A 15567-nucleotide genomic window follows, 5' to 3' on the forward strand; every position below is an offset into this window, starting at 1 on the left:
GGCGACGAATGACCTCTTCGAGCCACGCCGCCAGTTCGCGGGCGCTGCCGTCGACCGCGGCGCGCCAGTCATGGGCGCTCTCGTCGGCGCTGTCGGAGACGTGCTTGGCCATGCGCAACGGCGCTCCGAGGCGACGGCACGCGTAGGCGACGGCGTAGCCCTCCATGTCGACCAGGCTCGCCTGCTCCGCGAGGCGGTCACGGGTCGCCGGTTCGGTGACGAACACGTCTCCGCTGGCCAACACCGTCGGCAGCGCCGCGTCGATGACCTGCCGCTCGTGCGGGTCGGTGCCCAGCGACTTGATCACGTCGGCGTTCATGTCGGTATTGATGACGGTGCCGATCTCGTGCAGCCCGTGAATGCCGTCGCGCAGCGCGCCGGCGGTGCCGAGGTTGACGACGAGCAGATCCTCGGGCGCGACCCCGGCAGCCGAGTGACTGACGATCGCGCGCGTCACGGCCACCGCCGCGGCGGTCTTCCCGATGCCGGTGATGACGAGCTCATGATGCGGAGCGACGTACGCCGCCTCCTCCCGCAAAGCCGCGACCACGACGATCCGCCGCGGGTCGACCGGGCTCACTTGTCGTACCCGGAGACGCGCTCACAGTCGTCGATGAACTGGGGGAAGAGGCGGGCGAACGTGGCGACGTCCTCCGGCGCCCAGTCCGCGAAGACCTCCTTCATCATCTCCGCGCCCTCGGCCCGCATGGCCATCGCGGTGTCCCTTCCGGCCGGGGTCAGGCGCAGCACCACTTCGCGGGCATCGCTCGTGCCGGGCAGGCGTTCGATGAGGCCGGCCCGCGTCAGTTCGCTGGCCTGGCGGCTGACGACGGTCCGGTCGGCACCGGTGCGCTGGCTCAGATGGGCCGCACTGCTGTCCCCACCGCGCAGCAGGCCCAGCAGCACCGGGTAGGTACCGTCGCGTACGGGCAGGTCGGTGGCCAGCTGCAGACGGTCGTAGACACCCTTGCGGAAGCGCCGTACGAGCGTGCGCGCGAACGTGGTCTGGATCGTCTCGAGGTACTTGGGCACGAACTCAGCGTAGATGGCACGGATCTGAGTTCGTGCCCCGCCCGGTGCGCCGCCTCAGATCTCCTCGCCCAGCACCCGGGCGCGATTCAGGTAGGGCTCGGCCTCCGGCGACCGGCCCGAGCGCTGCAGGATGCGCGCCAGGAGCAAGGCGACCCAACCGTCCTCCGGCCGTTCGTCGAGGATCGTGCGGGTGAGCTTCTCGGCGCGGTTGAGCTGCGCGGAGTGGTAGTACGACCGGGCCAGCAGGAGGCGCGCGTCGTCGAGCCCGTGGAGGGCGTCGGCGGTGCCGAGGAGGATCTCCAGTTCCTCGGCGGCCTCGCGGTACGACTTGGTCTCGAACAGCGTCTGCGCGCGGCGGTAACGGGTGTAGTCGCTCATCTCGGACAGCGAGAAGTCAGGCAGGTTGAGCGGCTGCAGCTGCGACTCGAAGGGCAGGGACTCGTGACTCATGCCCTCTGGAAGCCAATCGCAGCGCGGTTTGTTCCCACCCATGGCACAGTCGAATCAGGCGATGAAGGAGCAGACCATGACCGCGCAGCCGACCGTCCGCATCGAGCGAGACTCCATGGGGGAGGTGGAGGTGGCCGCGGATCGGTACTGGGGCGCACAGACGGAGCGCAGTCTGCACCACTTCGACATCGGGCGTGACACGTTCGTGTGGGGCCGGCCGATCATCCGGGCGCTGGGCATCCTCAAGAAGGCCGCGGCGCAGGCCAATGCGGAGCTCGGTCAACTCGACTCCGCCGTGGCCGACCTCATCGTGGCGGCGGCCGACGAGGTCATCGACGGGCGGCTCGACGATCATTTCCCGCTCGTGGTGTTCCAGACCGGGTCGGGCACGCAGTCGAACATGAACGCCAACGAGGTCATCGCCAACCGGGCGATCGAGGTGGCTGGGGGCGCGCTCGGCAGCAAGGATCCGGTGCACCCCAACGATCACGTCAATCGGGGGCAATCGAGCAACGACACCTTCCCGACGGCGATGCACATCGCGGTCGCGCTCGAGCTGGTCGAGCGGTTGTACCCGGCGGTGTCGGAGCTTCGTGACACGCTGCAGGCGAAGGCCCACCAGTTCGCCGACGTGGTCAAGGTCGGGCGCACGCACCTGCAGGACGCGACACCGGTGACGTTGGGGCAGGAGATCGGCGGGTGGGTCGCGCAGATCGACTTCGGGCTCGCCGCGGTGGAGCAGGCGCGATCGGGGGTGCTGGCGCTCGCGATCGGTGGCACGGCCGTGGGGACCGGGCTCAACGCCCATCCGGAGTTCGGTGTGACGACGTCGGCGCGGATCGCCGAGGCGACCGGGCAGGAATTCCACCAGTCGTCGAACCTGTTCGCGGCGTTGGCGGCGCATGACGCGTTGGTCGAGGTCAGCGCGGCGTTGCGCACGCTGGCCGGGGCGTTGATGAAGATCGCCAACGATGTGCGCTGGCTGGCGTCGGGGCCGCGCAACGGGATCGGCGAGATCACGATTCCCGAGAACGAGCCGGGGTCGTCGATCATGCCCGGCAAGGTCAACCCGACGCAGGCCGAGGCGCTGACCATGGTCGTCACCCGCGTGTTCGGCAATGACGCGACGGTGGCGTTTGCGGGCAGTCAGGGCAACTTCGAGCTCAACGTCTACAAGCCGGTCATGGCGCATGCGGTGCTCGAGTCGATCCGGCTGCTGGCCGATGCGTCGCGGTCGTTCGCGGAGTTCTGTGCCGTCGGCATCGAGCCGAACCACGAGCGGATCTCGCACAACCTCGAACGCAACCTCATGCTCGTCACGGCGCTGAACCGGCACATCGGGTACGACGCGGCGGCGGCGATCGCGAAGAAGGCGCACCGCGAGGGCACGGCGCTGCGGGATGCGGCGGTGGCCAGTGGCGTGTCGGGGGAGGACTTCGACCGCTGGGTCGTGCCGGCGGACATGACGCGCCCGTCTGCGGGGTGACCCCTCGCGTGCCCCGCCCCCTCGCGGTTCGAGGTATTACCGACCGTTGTAAGCGACGGTAATACCTCGAACCAGGGGGAGGGCTGGCCGCGCCCGGTCAGGGAGGTGGGCGGTCAGGGACGCTTCGCCGGGAGGCCGAGGCTGGCGCGCAACTCGTCCTCACCGACTCCGCCCCCAGAGGCCTCCGACTGCGCGGACTCCGCCAAGTCCTCCTGGATGTGCGGCTGGGACAGCCAGAAGTGGGTCTCTTCCTCGGCTTCGACGTCGTCAGCGGGCATGACCACGAACTTACCGCGCCACTTTGCTCATGTTGCATGACCGGGGCCCACCTTGGAACGTGCGGATCAGTGACGCAACCTGAGCAGAGTGGGTCCGGCGGGCGGCGGCACCCCGGGCGGCGGAGAGCGGGGCGGTCACCAGGGGCTGGGCTCGAAGTCCTTGAGGAACGCGCCGTACAGGTCCTCACCGCGCTCACCCCGCACGATGGGGTCGTAGACCCGCGCCGCGCCGTCGACCAGGTCCAGCGGCGCGCGCCAGCCCTGTTCGGCGATCCGCAGCTTCTCGTGGTGCGGGCGTTCGTCGGTGATCCAGCCGGTGTCGACCGCCGTCATGAGGATGCGGTCCTGCTCGAACATCTCGCCCGCGCTGGTGCGCGTGAGCATGTTCAACGCGGCCTTGGCCATGTTCGTGTGCGGGTGGCCCGGGCCCTTGTAGCGCCGCGAGAACTGGCCCTCCATGGCCGAGACGTTGACGACATAGGAGCGTCGAGCGCCGGCCTGCACCGCCGCGCGCAGCGACGGCCGCAGTCGCGACACCAGGATGAACGGCGCGACCGAGTTGCACATCTGCACCTCGAGGAGTTCGAGCGGATCGACCTCCTCGACCTTCTGTGTCCACGAGTTGACGGTCTGCAGGTCCGGGCGCAGTCCGCCGGCGTCGATGGCCGTGCCGGCCTGGTGGGCGGTGAGACTGGCCTGCCCGGCGGTCAACGCCAGCGAGGTCATCGCGGCGGCGCTGCGGGCGGCCTGGTCGAAGGCGACCGCGGTCGCGTCACCGGAGCCACCGCGCTCCGGAGCGCCGTCGGCGTGGGTGTGCGCAGTCTCGCGCAACGACCGAACGAGCGAGGCCGGGTGGGCCTCACTGATCCGGTCGAACGTGATCAGGTGCGGGGTCGGCGCGTCGGCCGCCAGCGGCACCGACTCGTTCGCGACGAGATCGGCGTAGGCCCCCGGCGATCGGCGCACGGTCTGGGCGGCGTTGTTGATGAGGATGTCCAGCGCTCCACCGGCGGCGACCTCGTCGGCGAGCGCGACGACCTGCGTCGGGTCGCGCAGGTCGATGCCGACGACGGTGAGACGGTCGAGCCATTCCGGCGAATCGGCCAACGCGGAGAACCGTCGGGCCGCGTCGCGCGGGAAGCGCGTGGTGATCGTGAGCTCGGCTCCGTCGCGCAGGAGCATCAGCGCGATGTACATGCCGATCTTCGCGCGACCGCCGGTGAGCAGGGCCCGCTTGCCGCGCAGGTCGGTGTGCTGGTCTCGGCGCGCGTGGCTCATTGCGGCGCAGTCGGGGCAGAGCCAGTGGTAGAACGCGTCGACCGTCGTGTACTTCGTGTGGCAGATGTAGCAGCCGCGGGCGGTGTTGAGCTCACCGGCGGTCGCGCCCTTGACCGACGAGACGAGGGGAATGCCCTTGGTTTCGTCGTCGATGCGCAGGGCCGATCCGGTCGCGGTGGCCGCCAGGACGCGCTCGTCGGCCTCGCGCAGGGGGCCGAGCGTGGCGGCGCGTTCCTCGGCGCGGCGGACCTTGCGGATGCGCTTGTACATCGTGCCGGTGGCGCGCTTGACGGTTTGGATGTCCGGGTGCCCGGCCGGCAGGTGCGGGAGCTGCTCGAGCACGCGGAGCGTCGTGGCGAGATCGTCCGCGTCGATGCCGGGTCCGAGGTCGGTGGGGTCGGGGTCGGCGAGGGAATCAGGCGAAGCGGGGGACGAACTCACCGGTCCATGGTAGGTGTGGTCTGAGGTCCCGCCGGGACGCCGCCTTCGCGGCTGCGCGGGTCCAACGCCCAGGAGAGACCGCAATGAGTTCAAGCGCGACCTGCCCGGCCTCTACGCCTGCTCCCCGTCCTCGTGGCGGGGCTTCGGCAGTCAGCGCGCGGTGGCGAGGGCTGGGGCGGGGTCCTGCGAAGTGCGCACCCAATCAGTAGGGCGAGCGGAGACCCGGGAACATCGGGAAGTGCTTGATGTTGCGCGTCAGCAGGGGCGCGTTCAGGGTGATGGCCGTCGCGGCGATGGCCAGGTCGGCCGAGTCGATGCCCCGGTGACTCGGGAGCCACTGCCGCCCCAACTGAGCGGCGACCTCCGCGATGTCGGAGTCGACCGCGTGCCACTCGAGCAGGCCGAGAAGCCCCCGCGTTGCCGGCTCCTCGGCGGGTCGCATGCCCGCGAGGACCTCCAGGCGCGTGATCTCGCTCGCGTGCAGGTTCGCAATCCCAGTTCGGCGAAGGAGAACGCCCGCGTCCTTCCTCCCCCGCAGCACGTCGATGAGGATCGAGGTGTCGACCACGGTCCGCGTCATTCGGCCTCGGCCGCCAACCGCGATCCGGAGCGCAGTTGCTCGACGTAGTCGGCACCGTCCACTTCTCCGTCCTCCCGACCGGACCACGCTCCGAGCGCCGACTCCAGCGCCGCCAGATCCGCTGCGGAGCCTCGTTTCGGCCCGTAGACCTGATCGATCGCCTCACGGATCAGCGCCGACATGGATCGTCCGGTGCGGGCGGTCTCGGCATCGAGCCACCGCCGCTCCTCGGGGGTGAGTGAGATCTGGGTGCGCTCCATGATGTAAAGATACATCACATGGGCCCGCGGGCGTCCTGCGAAACGTGGCGGACAACGTACGAAGGTGAGGACGGCGGCGCACCCGGCGAACCGCGCTCCGACTGGCCCCGCGGCCCCCGAAGTGGCATCGTCGGAGGCGTGAGTACGTTCTCCCTCGACTCGCTCGAGGCTCCGATCGTTGTCGCGCCGATGGCCGGGGGGCCGTCCAGCCCCGAACTCGTCGCTGCCGCAGCGCAATCCGGCGGTCTCGGCTTCCTGGCCGCCGGCTACAAGAGCGCCGACGCGGTCCGCGAACAGGTCCAGCAGGTGCGCGCGCTGACCGACCGGCCCTTCGGCGTCAACATCTTCGTGCCCGAGCGCGACCCGCAGATCGACCCCACCGAACTGGCGCAGTACGCCGACCGGCTCGCCCTGGATGCGGAGCGCCTGCGCGTCACCCTGCCGACCCCGCACGCCGACGACGATGACTACGACGCCAAGCTCGAGGTCTGCGCGAACGAGCACGTCCCCGTCGTGTCGTTCACCTTCGGGCTGCCGGCCCGCGCCGCCATCGCCGACCTGCACGACGCCGGGAGCGCGGTGTGGGTCACCGTGACGAATCCCCGCGACGTCCGCAGCGCCGCCAGCCGCGGGATCGACGCCCTGGTCCTGCAGGGCCCGGAGGCCGGTGGCCACCGCTCGACGTTCACCGCCGCCGAAGAACCCGACCGCACGCCGCTCCTCGAACTGCTCGACACGGTGCGCCCGACCACCGACCTGCCGATCGTCGCCGCCGGCGGGCTGGCCACGCCCCAGGACGTGCGCGACGCGCTCGACTCCGGTGCCGCGGCGGTACAGGTCGGCACGATGTTCGTCGTGGCCGCCGAAGCCGGCACCTCGCGCACCTACCGGGACGCGCTCCACGACATGCGCCTGGCCCCGACCTGCGTGACGCGGGCGTTCTCCGGCCGCCCGGCCCGAGGACTGCGCAACACGTTCATCACCACCCATCACCGCTGGGCTCCGGCCATCTACCCCCAGGTGAACCAGCTCACCGCGCCGTTGCGCGCCGCAGCCGGCCAGCGCGGCGACCGGCAGGCCGTGAGCCTGTGGGCGGGAACGGGACACCAGATGGCCAAGCCCGGCACGACGGCCGAGATCTTCGCCCGACTTTGGCCCGCCGCCGGATGAGCGTGCGGGTGCGCTGACCCACCCCATCTCCGTGCGCTGGACGGATCGGCGCGTTGTCGGGGCCTCCACCTAGGATGAAACCTCCCAGACTGACACCCGACCCATGGGAGGCCTGTGCTCGCCCTGCTCCTGGTGCATGCCACCGCATACGTCTGCGCCCCGCTGCTCGTGCGATACCTGGGCCGCCACGCCTTCTGGCTGCTGGCCCTGCCGAGTGCGGGCACTGCGGTGTGGGCGTTGGCCAATGCCCCAGGCGACGAGCCGCTGACCCGATCGATCTCGTGGATCCCCTCGATCCAGCTCGACATCACCCTGCACATGGACCAGCTCAGCTGGATCATGACGCTGATCATCTCGATCATCGGGGCGCTCGTGCTGGCCTTCTGCGCCGGCTACTTCCACGACGACGAGCCCGATCTCGAACGCTTTGCCGCGCACCTGACCGCCTTCGCCGGCGTCATGCTCGGTCTCGTCTGGAGCGACAATCTCCTGCTCCTCTACATGTTCTGGGAACTGACGACGGTGCTCAGCTACCTGCTCGTCGGCCACCACAACGACCGCGAGGAGTCTCGACAAGCCGCCAGTCAGGCGCTGGTCGTGACGACCTTCGGCGGGCTGGCGATGCTCGCCGGCATGGTGTTGCTCGGGCTCGAGGCCGGCACCTATTCGCTCGCCGCGATCCTCGCCAATCCGCCCGAGCCGTCGGCCGTCGTCGGGTGGGCCATCGTGCTGATCCTCGTCGGCGCGGTGAGCAAGTCGGCGCTGGTGCCGTTCCACTTCTGGCTGCCCGGCGCGATGGCCGCGCCGACCCCGGTGTCGGCGTACCTGCACGCCGCCGCGATGGTCAAGGCCGGTGTCTACCTCGTGGCCCGCTTCTCGCCCGGGTTCGGCGACCGCCCGGAGTGGCTCGTCACGGTCCTCGTGCTCGGCTGCGCGACGATGCTCATCGGCGGCTACCGCGCCCTGCGCCAGCATGACCTCAAGCTGCTGCTCGCGTACGGCACGGTCAGCCAACTCGGGTTCCTCATCATCCTGTTCGGCACGAGCACACAGGCCGCCGGCCTCGCGGGCCTGACCATGCTGGTCTCGCACGCGATCTTCAAGGCCGCGTTGTTCCTCACGGTCGGAGCCGTCGATCACGCGGCCGGCACCCGCGACCTGCGGTATCTCCACGGGCTGGGTCGGCGCATGCCGTGGCTCATGGTCGCCTCGACCCTGGCCGGAGCATCGATGGCCGGGGTTCCCCCGCTCCTCGGGTTCGTCGGCAAGGAGGCCGCGTATGCGTCGCTCCTCCATGGCGAGCAGTGGTGGAGCCCGATCGTGCTCACCGTCGCCGTGACCGGGTCGATCCTGACGTTCGCGTACACCGCGCGGTTCCTCTACGGCACGTGGGGCCCGGGCACCGAGACGACCGAACCCACGCCGCTGCACGCCAACCCGGTCGTGCTCACGGCCGTGCCCGTCACCCTCGGCGCGGCCAGTCTGCTGCTCGCGCCGATCAGCCAGTACGGCGAGCCGCTCGTGCAGGACTGGCTGCACACGCTCCCGCCGATCGACCACGCCGTGCACCTGGGGCTCTGGCACGGGTTCAACGTCGTGCTCCTGCTCTCGGCGGTGACCCTGCTGGCCGGGTACCTGCTCTTCCACGGGCGCACCGCTATCGAGATGTGGCAGCGCGCCGTGCCGCACCCGGCCCCGGCCGTGGTGATCTACCGCGCGATCATGCAGGGCCTGGACCGCATCTCGCTCGAGGTCACCGGCCTGTTGTTCAAGGGGTCGCTGCAGCAGTCGCTCTCGCTGATCCTGCTCGTGTTCGTCGCCTTCCCCGGCACCGCCCTGCTGCTGGCCCTGATCGACGTCTCCGGCCGCGACACCGTCGGGCTGCGCTGGTACGAGAACCCGGCCCAGCTCGGCGTCGCCGTGCTCACCGCCATCGCCGCCGTCGCGGCGGTGACCTCGCTGCGCCGCTTCCGCGCGGTGTTCCTCGTCGGGTTCACCGGGTACGCGCTGGCGCTGCTGTTCCTGCTCCACGGCGCTCCGGATCTCGCGTTGACCCAGGTGCTCGTCGAGACGGTCTCCCTCGTCGTGTTCGTGCTCGTGCTGCGCCGGTTCTCCGGGCACTTCCCCGACAAGCTGGAGACCAAGGAACGCGTCTGGCGCATCACCCTGGGGGTGCTGGCCGGCGCGGTCGTCACCGGCACCGCGATCATCGCGTCGCTCTCGCGCACGGCCGCCCCCGACTCGACGAACATGCCGCGCAGCGCGGTCGAGTTCGGCGGCGGATACAACATCGTCAACGTCATCCTCGTCGACATCCGCGCGTGGGACACGATGGGCGAGATCTCCGTCGTGCTCGTCGCCGCCACCGGTGTCGCCTCGCTGATCTACCTGCAGTCGACGAACATGCGACGCCTGCGCGGCAACCTCGCCGAGGAACGACGCTCCCGCCGCCAGACCCGCATCGACCCCGGCACCACCGACGACGTGGGCTGGCTGCCGGCCCTGAACACGCTGCCGCCCACGCGTCGCTCACTCATGCTCGAGGTCGTCGCGCGCCTGCTCTTCCACCCGATCATGCTGTGGTCGCTCTACCTCCTGCTCACCGGCCACAACGCGCCCGGCGGTGGTTTTGCCGGAGGACTCGTCGCCGGCCTCGGGCTGACGATCCGCTACCTCGCCGGTGGCCCGGCCGAACTCCGCGCGGCGATGCCGGTCATGCCCGGTGTGCTGCTGGGCTCCGGCCTGTTTCTCTCGGCCGGCGCCGGTCTGGCCTCGATGCTCGCCGGCGGTGACGTGCTGCAGTCGTGGACGTTCGACATCCCGGTGCCGCTGATCGGCGACGTCCACCTCGTGACCTCGACGTTCTTCGACATCGGTGTCTACCTCGTCGTCGTCGGGCTCATGCTCGACATCCTGCGTTCACTCGGCTCCGCCCTCGATTACCGGATCAACGCGGCGTCGGGTCGGCAGATCGAGGGCGACTACGAGCCGATGGGGGAGCGTCGATGAGCCCCTCCCTGGCCTTGGCGCTGCTGGCCGGCGTGCTCTTCGGCACGGGCGTGGTGCTGCTGCTGTCGCGTTCGCTGGTGCGCTCGCTGCTCGGCGTCATCCTCATGAGCAACGGCGCGAACGTCGTCTACCTCATCGCGTCGGGCCGGGCCGGCCGGGCGCCGATCGTCGACGGGAAGACGACCCCGCCGATCGGTGAGGGCGGGATCGCCGATCCGTTGCCGCAGGCGATGGTGCTGACCGCGATCGTCATCACGCTGGCCGTGACCGCGTTCACGCTGGCGCTGGCCCACCGGGCCTTCGAACTGCGCTCCTCGGATCTCATCGAGGACGACGTCGAGGGCCGACGCGCCCACGACCGGGCCGTGGCCAACGACCTGTCCGACTCCGACTACCGCGACACGAGCGATCCGTACTCCGTCGACAGCAAGGAGACGGACGTGCCGCACACCGAGGAACTCGGCCCCGCGCCGGCCGAGGGGGTGTCGCGATGAACTTCCAGTACGACCACCTCGTGCCGCTCGTCGTGGTGCTGCCCCTGGTCGGGGCCGGCCTGACCGTCGTGGCCGGTCGCCACACCCTCGTGCAGCGCCTCGTCTCCGGCACGATCCTCGCCTCCGTCGTGGCGATCTCGTTCGTGCTGCTGTACGCCGCCGATCAGCACCGCACCCTCACCGTGCGGGTGGGCGGCTGGCCCGTCGATCAGGGCATCGTGCTCGTCGTCGACCGGCTCGCCGCGCTCATGCTCGTCGTCTCGACGGTCGTGACGTTCGCCGTCATGCTCTACTCCAGCGGCCGCGGTCTGAGCTCGGACGACGAGGACGAACACGACGGCGGAGCGCCGTTGCCGATCTTCCACCCGACGCTGCTCGTGCTCTCCGCGGGCGTGTCGACGACGTTCGTCTCCGGCGACCTGTTCCACCTCTACGTCGGTTTCGAGATGCTGCTGTTCGCGTCGTTCGTGCTGCTCACCCTGGGTGGCACGAAGGAGCGGGTGCGGGCCGGCACGAACTACGTCATCGTCAACCTGCTGTCCTCGATCGTGTTCGTCACGGCCATCGCGCTCGTCTACGCCGCGACCGGCACGGTCAACCTCGCCCGGTTGGCGGTGCGCATTCCCGAACTGCCCGAGTCGACGCAGCTGGTGCTCCAGTCGATGCTGCTCGTCGGGTTCCTCATCAAGGCGGCCGTGTTCCCGATGTCGGCGTGGCTGCCGGATTCGTACCCGACGGCCCCGGCGCCGGTCACCGCGGTGTTCGCCGGCTTGCTGACCAAGGTCGGCGTGTACTCGATCATCCGGATGCAGACGTTGCTCTTCCCCGGCGATCGCCTCGACAACCTGCTCATGGTGCTGGCGTTTCTCACGATGGTCGTCGGCATTCTCGGTGCCGTCGCGCAGGCGGACATCAAGCGGCTGCTGTCGTACACGCTCGTCTCCCACATCGGGTACATGCTGTTCGGCGTCGCGGTGGGCAACGTCGCCGGCCTGAGCGCGGCGATCTACTACGTCGTGCACCACATCACCATTCAGACGACGCTGTTCCTCGTCACCGGCCTGGTCGAGCTCAAGCGCGGCACGACGTCGTTGACCAAGCTCGGCGGACTGGCGCAGACAGCACCGTTGATCTCGCTGCTCTTCTTCGTGCCGGCCATGAACCTCTCGGGCATCCCGCCGCTGTCGGGCTTCATCGGCAAGGTCGGGTTGCTCCAGGCCGGGGCGGAGCGCGGTACCCCCCTGGCGTACCTGCTCATCGCCGGATCGGTCATCACCAGTCTGCTGACGCTGTACGCCATGTCGCGGGTGTGGTCGCGGGCGTTCTGGCGCGAGCCGGTCGAGCCGCTGCCGGGGGCGCAACGCTCGAAACTCACCCTGGGAGTCGTCCTGCCCACGGTCATGCTCGTGCTGTTCGGGCTGGGTCTGACCGCCTTCGGTGGCCCGCTGTACCAGATCACCGACCGGGCCGCGGCGACCCTGCAGGAGCGCACCGGGTACATGACCGCCGTCATCGGGCAGGAGGGGGCGCCGTGAGGGAGACCTACCGCCGGCTCCGACTGGGTTCGCTGGCGCTGCTGACCCTGCTGTGGCTCCTCATGTGGGGGTCGTGGAGCTGGGGCACCCTCGTGCTCGGGCTACTGCTCAGCGCCCTGCTCCTCGTGGGGTTCCCGCTGCCCCGGGCGCAGAGCCGCATCCGCGTCCGGCCGGTCGCGCTCGCGTGGCTATTGCTGTCGTTCCTCATCAGCCTGGTGCATTCGAGTTTCGTCGTCTCGTCCATGGCGTTGCGCCCGCGCGGGGTGGCGCCGGGGCGGGTGCTGGCGGTCCGGTTGCACGACGCCGACGACTTCCGGAGCACGGTCGTGGCGGAGTTGACCTCGCTCGTGCCCGGCACGGTGGTCATCGACCTCGACCCGAAGGGCCACCTGCTGATCCACATCATCGACCACTGTGACGACGAGCGGTTGCTGGCCGAGGCCGTGCGCATTCACCGGCTGGAGCGTCGCGTGGCCCGGGCGTTCGGCGCTCCGCCACCGCCGGGGTGTCAAGACCCGGTCGTCATGCCGGCGTCGCTGCCGGCCGCCCCGGGCCCCACCAACGGCGGGCAGGAGCGTCGATGAGCGAGTTTCTGGAGACGGCGCGGCACATCACGGTGTGGGCCGTCGGGATCATGCTTGCCCTCGATGCCCTGCTGATCATTCGGCGACTGATCCGGGGGCCGTCGGTCCTCAACCGGGCGCTGGCCTCGGACCTGCTCGTCTCGACCCTGATCTGCGCCATCGGCGCGGAGATGGTGCTGACCGGGCACAGTGCCACCCTGCCGCTGCTGGCGTCGTTGGCGCTGCTGTCCTTCGTCGGCACGACGGCGGTGGCGCGGTTCGTGGCGCGTGACAGCGATGACGACGCCAAGGTGCGCGAGAGCCGTCGCCAGCGGGCCAAGCGGCTGCGCGCGGCGTGGCAGGAGCACCTCGAGGAGGATCGCCACAGCGGTCAGGAGGAGACCCAATGATGGATACCCTGCGCGCCTGGGAGCACTGGGGTCTCGTGTTCGGGCTCATGGACCTGACCGGGTATGTCTTCCTGATCCTCGGGGCATTCTTGTGTCTGACCGCGTCGATCGGCATGATCCGCTTCCCCGACCTGCTCTCGCGTCAGCACGCGGCGACCAAGCCGCAGGTGCTCGGGGTGCTGCTCATCATGGGCGCGGTGCTGTTGCACGAGCGGTCGATCTCGGTGTTGGCGATGGTGCTGCTCGTCTCGACGTTCCAGCTCGTCACCGCGCCGGTGGCCTCGCAGATGATGAGCCGCGCCGCGGTGCGCACGGTGCAGGTCGAGCTCGGTACGGTGGCGCGCGACCCGGTGAACCCGCCGGGGCGGGGGCGGAAGAAGGACGGCGCGAAGTAGGCCTGCCGGTCGGCGCGCCAATGCGACCGCCCGGCGCACGGAGCGCTGTCGGTGGTGTCTGGTCGAATGGGTCTCGATAGTGTGCAGCCGAAGACCGACACGCAATGAAGGGTGATCCATGTCCGAGCCCACCACCGCCCACACCGCCTACAAGGCGGCCCGTGACCAGCTGCTGCAGCTGCATGGGGACTATGACCGTGCCGTCGCGGAGTTCGCGTTCCCGGACGTCGGGCCGGTGTTCAACTGGGCCAGCGACTGGTTCGACGTGGTGGCCCAGGGCCAGACCCGCAACGCGCTGGTCATCGTCGAGGAGGACGGCTCCAGCGTCGAAGTCACTTACGACGACCTGTACCGCCAGTCGCACCGCGTGGCCGGTTGGCTGCGTGAGCAGGGCGTGAAGCGCGGCGACTCCGTCATCGTCATGCTCGGCAACCAGACCGAGCTGTGGGTGCTGACCCTGGCCATCATGAAACTCGGCGCGATCGTCATGCCGACGACCTCCGCGGTCGGCCCGGAGGATCTCACCGACCGCATCACCCGCGGCGGAGCGTCGTTCGTCATCTGCAACGCGGCCGACACCGGCAAGTTCGACGAGGTCCCGGGCGACTACGCCCGCCTGTCCGTGGGCGAGGCCGACGGCTGGACCAACGTCCTCGCCGCGTGGGACGCCCCGGACGTGACGATCGAGCACCCGGGCACCTCGGCCGACGACTCGCTGCTCTACTACTTCACCTCCGGCACCACGTCGCGCCCGAAGATGGTCGAGCACACCCAGCAGTCCTACCCCGTCGGTCACCTGTCGACGATGTTCTGGCTCGGCCTGCAGCCCGGCGACGTGCACCTGAACATCTCCTCGCCCGGCTGGGCCAAGCACGCGTGGTCCTCGTTCTTCGCTCCGCTCATCGCCGAGGCGACGATCTTCGTCTACAACTACGCCCGCTTCGACGCCAAGGCCCTCCTCGGCCAACTGGCGGAGCGCGGTGTGACGACGTTCTGCGCTCCGCCGACGGTGTGGCGCATGCTCATCAACGCCGACCTGTCCGGTGGCCGCGGCGCGCTGCGCGAGGTCATCGGCGCCGGTGAGCCGCTCAACCCGGAGGTCATCTCGCAGGTCGAGCGGGCGTGGGGCCTGACGATCCGCGATGGGTTCGGCCAGACGGAGATGACCGCGGCGATCGGCAACACCCCCGGCGCTCCGGTCAAGCCGGGTTCGATGGGCCGCCCGCTGCCGGGCATGCCGATCGTGCTCGTCGACCCGCAGACCGGCCAGCCGTCGACCACCGACGAGGGCGAGATCTGCTTCGACCTCGCGCGCCGCCCGGTCAGCCTGATGAAGGGCTACAAGGGCGACGACGCCAAGACCGCCGAGGCCATGGAGGGCGGTTTCTACCACACCGGTGACGTCGCCTCGATCGACACGGACGGCTACATCACCTACGTCGGGCGCACCGATGACGTGTTCAAGGCCTCCGACTACAAGGTCTCGCCGTTCGAGGTCGAGTCGGTGCTGATCGAGCACCCGGCCGTGGCCGAGGCCGCCGTCGTGCCCGCGCCGGACGAGGTGCGCCTGGCGGTGCCGAAGGCGTACGTTGCGCTCGTCGCCGGGCACGAGGCCAACGCGGAGACCGCGCTGAGCATCTTGGCGCACTGCCGCGAGAAGCTCGCCCCGTGGATGCGCGTGCGTCGGCTCGAGTTCGCCGAGCTGCCCAAGACGATCTCGGGCAAGATCCGCCGCGTCGAGCTGCGCCAGCGTGAGGAGGCGCTCGCCGGCGGTGCCGAGGCGGACAACATCGAGTACCGCGACGACCAGTTCCCCGAGCTCAAGGGCTCGAAGTAGTCGGTCAGGTCTGGGCGGTAGCGTGACGGGCATGTCACTGCGCTCCGCCCAGACCGTCCAGACCGCCCCGCTTGCCGCCCTCGGGCTGATCGGCGGGTACCTCGCCGCCCGCGAGACCGGTATTCGCCCGCTGGGCGGAGTCGTGCTCGGCGCCGCGGGTGTGTGGGCCGGCCGGACGTGGTTGGCCAAGTCCGGCCCGGCGACGACCGCTGCCCTGTCGGCGCTGTACCTCGGTGGCTTCGGCGCGTCGCACCCGCTGGCGAAGAAGATCGGCGCGTGGCCCGCGGTGTTGACCGTTGCCGCGGCGAGTGCGGCCGCGTCGTACGCGCTGGTCGACCGCAAGCCCGCC

At 70.0% G+C, this 15567-nt stretch carries 17 protein-coding genes; 10 read left to right on the forward strand and 7 right to left on the reverse strand.

The window, feature by feature from the left end; genetic code table 11:
- The 3 genes from KD1_RS12195 to KD1_RS12205 form a co-directional block, all read right to left on the reverse strand.
- Positions 1-580, reverse strand: a 580-nt coding sequence (locus tag KD1_RS12195; protein WP_245627391.1) for a nucleosidase, incomplete at its 3' end; no start/stop codon positions are given.
- A complete protein-coding gene (locus KD1_RS12200; RefSeq protein ID WP_068402286.1) occupies positions 577-1032 on the reverse strand; it encodes a MarR family winged helix-turn-helix transcriptional regulator in 456 nt (151 codons plus the stop codon). The genes KD1_RS12200 and KD1_RS12195, both read right to left, overlap by 4 nt.
- A 54-nt stretch (positions 1033-1086) precedes the next feature.
- Positions 1087-1482, reverse strand: a complete 396-nt coding sequence (locus KD1_RS12205) for a tetratricopeptide repeat protein (protein WP_068402288.1) — start codon at positions 1480-1482, stop codon at positions 1087-1089.
- Between the two features lie 76 nt (positions 1483-1558).
- Here KD1_RS12205 and fumC point away from each other — a divergent pair, with 76 nt between their 5' ends.
- The gene (gene fumC, locus KD1_RS12210; protein ID WP_157073328.1) at positions 1559-2968 is read left to right on the forward strand and encodes a class II fumarate hydratase; all 1410 of its coding nucleotides are present in this window, start codon (positions 1559-1561) and stop codon (positions 2966-2968) included.
- 113 nt (positions 2969-3081) lie between these two features.
- On the opposite strand, the gene KD1_RS16630 is transcribed toward fumC, so the two are convergent.
- The 4 genes from KD1_RS16630 to KD1_RS12225 all read right to left on the reverse strand — a co-directional run bounded on the left by KD1_RS16630 (position 3082) and on the right by KD1_RS12225 (position 5805).
- Positions 3082-3246 carry a hypothetical protein gene (locus KD1_RS16630; RefSeq protein WP_157073329.1) on the reverse strand — a complete coding sequence of 55 codons (165 nt, stop codon included), beginning with the start codon at positions 3244-3246 and terminating at the stop codon, positions 3082-3084.
- Positions 3247-3381: 135 nt separating this feature from the next.
- A complete protein-coding gene (locus KD1_RS12215) occupies positions 3382-4965 on the reverse strand; it encodes an SDR family NAD(P)-dependent oxidoreductase (RefSeq protein WP_068402292.1) in 1584 nt (527 codons plus the stop codon).
- Positions 4966-5167: 202 nt separating this feature from the next.
- Positions 5168-5545: a type II toxin-antitoxin system VapC family toxin gene (locus tag KD1_RS12220; protein WP_068402294.1), complete on the reverse strand. Its 378-nt coding sequence runs from the start codon at positions 5543-5545 to the stop codon at positions 5168-5170.
- On the reverse strand, positions 5542-5805 hold the full coding sequence (locus KD1_RS12225) for a ribbon-helix-helix protein, CopG family (RefSeq protein WP_068402296.1): 264 nt from the start codon (positions 5803-5805) through the stop codon (positions 5542-5544). The genes KD1_RS12220 and KD1_RS12225 overlap by 4 nt, the downstream gene beginning before the upstream one ends.
- Before the next feature lie 138 nt (positions 5806-5943).
- Here KD1_RS12225 and KD1_RS12230 point away from each other — a divergent pair, with 138 nt between their 5' ends.
- The 9 genes from KD1_RS12230 to KD1_RS12270 all read left to right on the forward strand — a co-directional run.
- Positions 5944-6975, forward strand: coding sequence for an NAD(P)H-dependent flavin oxidoreductase (locus KD1_RS12230; protein WP_245627392.1), 1032 nt, complete (start codon positions 5944-5946; stop codon positions 6973-6975).
- Positions 6976-7089: 114 nt separating this feature from the next.
- A complete protein-coding gene (locus KD1_RS12235; protein ID WP_068402298.1) occupies positions 7090-9984 on the forward strand; it encodes a Na+/H+ antiporter subunit A in 2895 nt (964 codons plus the stop codon).
- Entirely contained in the window at positions 9981-10478 is a 498-nt protein-coding gene (locus KD1_RS12240) for a Na(+)/H(+) antiporter subunit C (protein ID WP_083542433.1), read from the forward strand. The genes KD1_RS12235 and KD1_RS12240 overlap by 4 nt, the downstream gene beginning before the upstream one ends.
- Positions 10475-12013, forward strand: a complete 1539-nt coding sequence (locus tag KD1_RS12245) for a Na+/H+ antiporter subunit D (RefSeq protein ID WP_068402300.1) — start codon at positions 10475-10477, stop codon at positions 12011-12013. The genes KD1_RS12240 and KD1_RS12245 overlap by 4 nt, the downstream gene beginning before the upstream one ends.
- Positions 12010-12597 carry a Na+/H+ antiporter subunit E gene (locus KD1_RS12250; protein WP_068402302.1) on the forward strand — a complete coding sequence of 196 codons (588 nt, stop codon included), beginning with the start codon at positions 12010-12012 and terminating at the stop codon, positions 12595-12597. The genes KD1_RS12245 and KD1_RS12250 overlap by 4 nt, the downstream gene beginning before the upstream one ends.
- Positions 12594-12986 carry an MrpF/PhaF family protein gene (locus KD1_RS16320; RefSeq protein WP_083542434.1) on the forward strand — a complete coding sequence of 131 codons (393 nt, stop codon included), beginning with the start codon at positions 12594-12596 and terminating at the stop codon, positions 12984-12986. The genes KD1_RS12250 and KD1_RS16320 overlap by 4 nt, the downstream gene beginning before the upstream one ends.
- Positions 12983-13381 (forward strand): monovalent cation/H(+) antiporter subunit G, encoded by a 399-nt coding sequence (gene mnhG, locus KD1_RS12260; protein ID WP_245627393.1) that lies wholly within the window; start codon positions 12983-12985, stop codon positions 13379-13381. Before KD1_RS16320 ends, mnhG begins: the two co-directional genes overlap by 4 nt.
- A 118-nt stretch (positions 13382-13499) precedes the next feature.
- Complete coding sequence (locus KD1_RS12265) at positions 13500-15218, forward strand: AMP-binding protein (RefSeq protein ID WP_068402304.1); 1719 nt, start codon at positions 13500-13502, stop codon at positions 15216-15218.
- A gap of 31 nt (positions 15219-15249) precedes the next feature.
- Positions 15250-15567, forward strand: a 318-nt coding sequence (locus KD1_RS12270) for a hypothetical protein (protein ID WP_068402305.1), incomplete at its 3' end; no start/stop codon positions are given.

This window comes from Kribbia dieselivorans NBRC 106261 (genome assembly GCF_001552435.1).
GTDB lineage: Bacteria > Actinomycetota > Actinomycetes > Actinomycetales > Dermatophilaceae > Kribbia > Kribbia dieselivorans.

Coding starts and splice junctions, on each gene's coding strand:
- KD1_RS12205 (WP_068402288.1), bottom strand. CDS start 1,482: ATGAGTCACGAGTCCCTGCCCTTCGAGTCGCAGCTGCAGCCGCTCAAC.
- fumC (WP_157073328.1), top strand. CDS start 1,559: ATGACCGCGCAGCCGACCGTCCGCATCGAGCGAGACTCCATGGGGGAG.
- KD1_RS16630 (WP_157073329.1), bottom strand. CDS start 3,246: ATGCCCGCTGACGACGTCGAAGCCGAGGAAGAGACCCACTTCTGGCTG.
- KD1_RS12220 (WP_068402294.1), bottom strand. CDS start 5,545: ATGACGCGGACCGTGGTCGACACCTCGATCCTCATCGACGTGCTGCGG.
- KD1_RS12225 (WP_068402296.1), bottom strand. CDS start 5,805: ATGGAGCGCACCCAGATCTCACTCACCCCCGAGGAGCGGCGGTGGCTC.
- KD1_RS12240 (WP_083542433.1), top strand. CDS start 9,981: ATGAGCCCCTCCCTGGCCTTGGCGCTGCTGGCCGGCGTGCTCTTCGGC.
- KD1_RS12245 (WP_068402300.1), top strand. CDS start 10,475: ATGAACTTCCAGTACGACCACCTCGTGCCGCTCGTCGTGGTGCTGCCC.
- KD1_RS16320 (WP_083542434.1), top strand. CDS start 12,594: ATGAGCGAGTTTCTGGAGACGGCGCGGCACATCACGGTGTGGGCCGTC.
- mnhG (WP_245627393.1), top strand. CDS start 12,983: ATGATGGATACCCTGCGCGCCTGGGAGCACTGGGGTCTCGTGTTCGGG.
- KD1_RS12265 (WP_068402304.1), top strand. CDS start 13,500: ATGTCCGAGCCCACCACCGCCCACACCGCCTACAAGGCGGCCCGTGAC.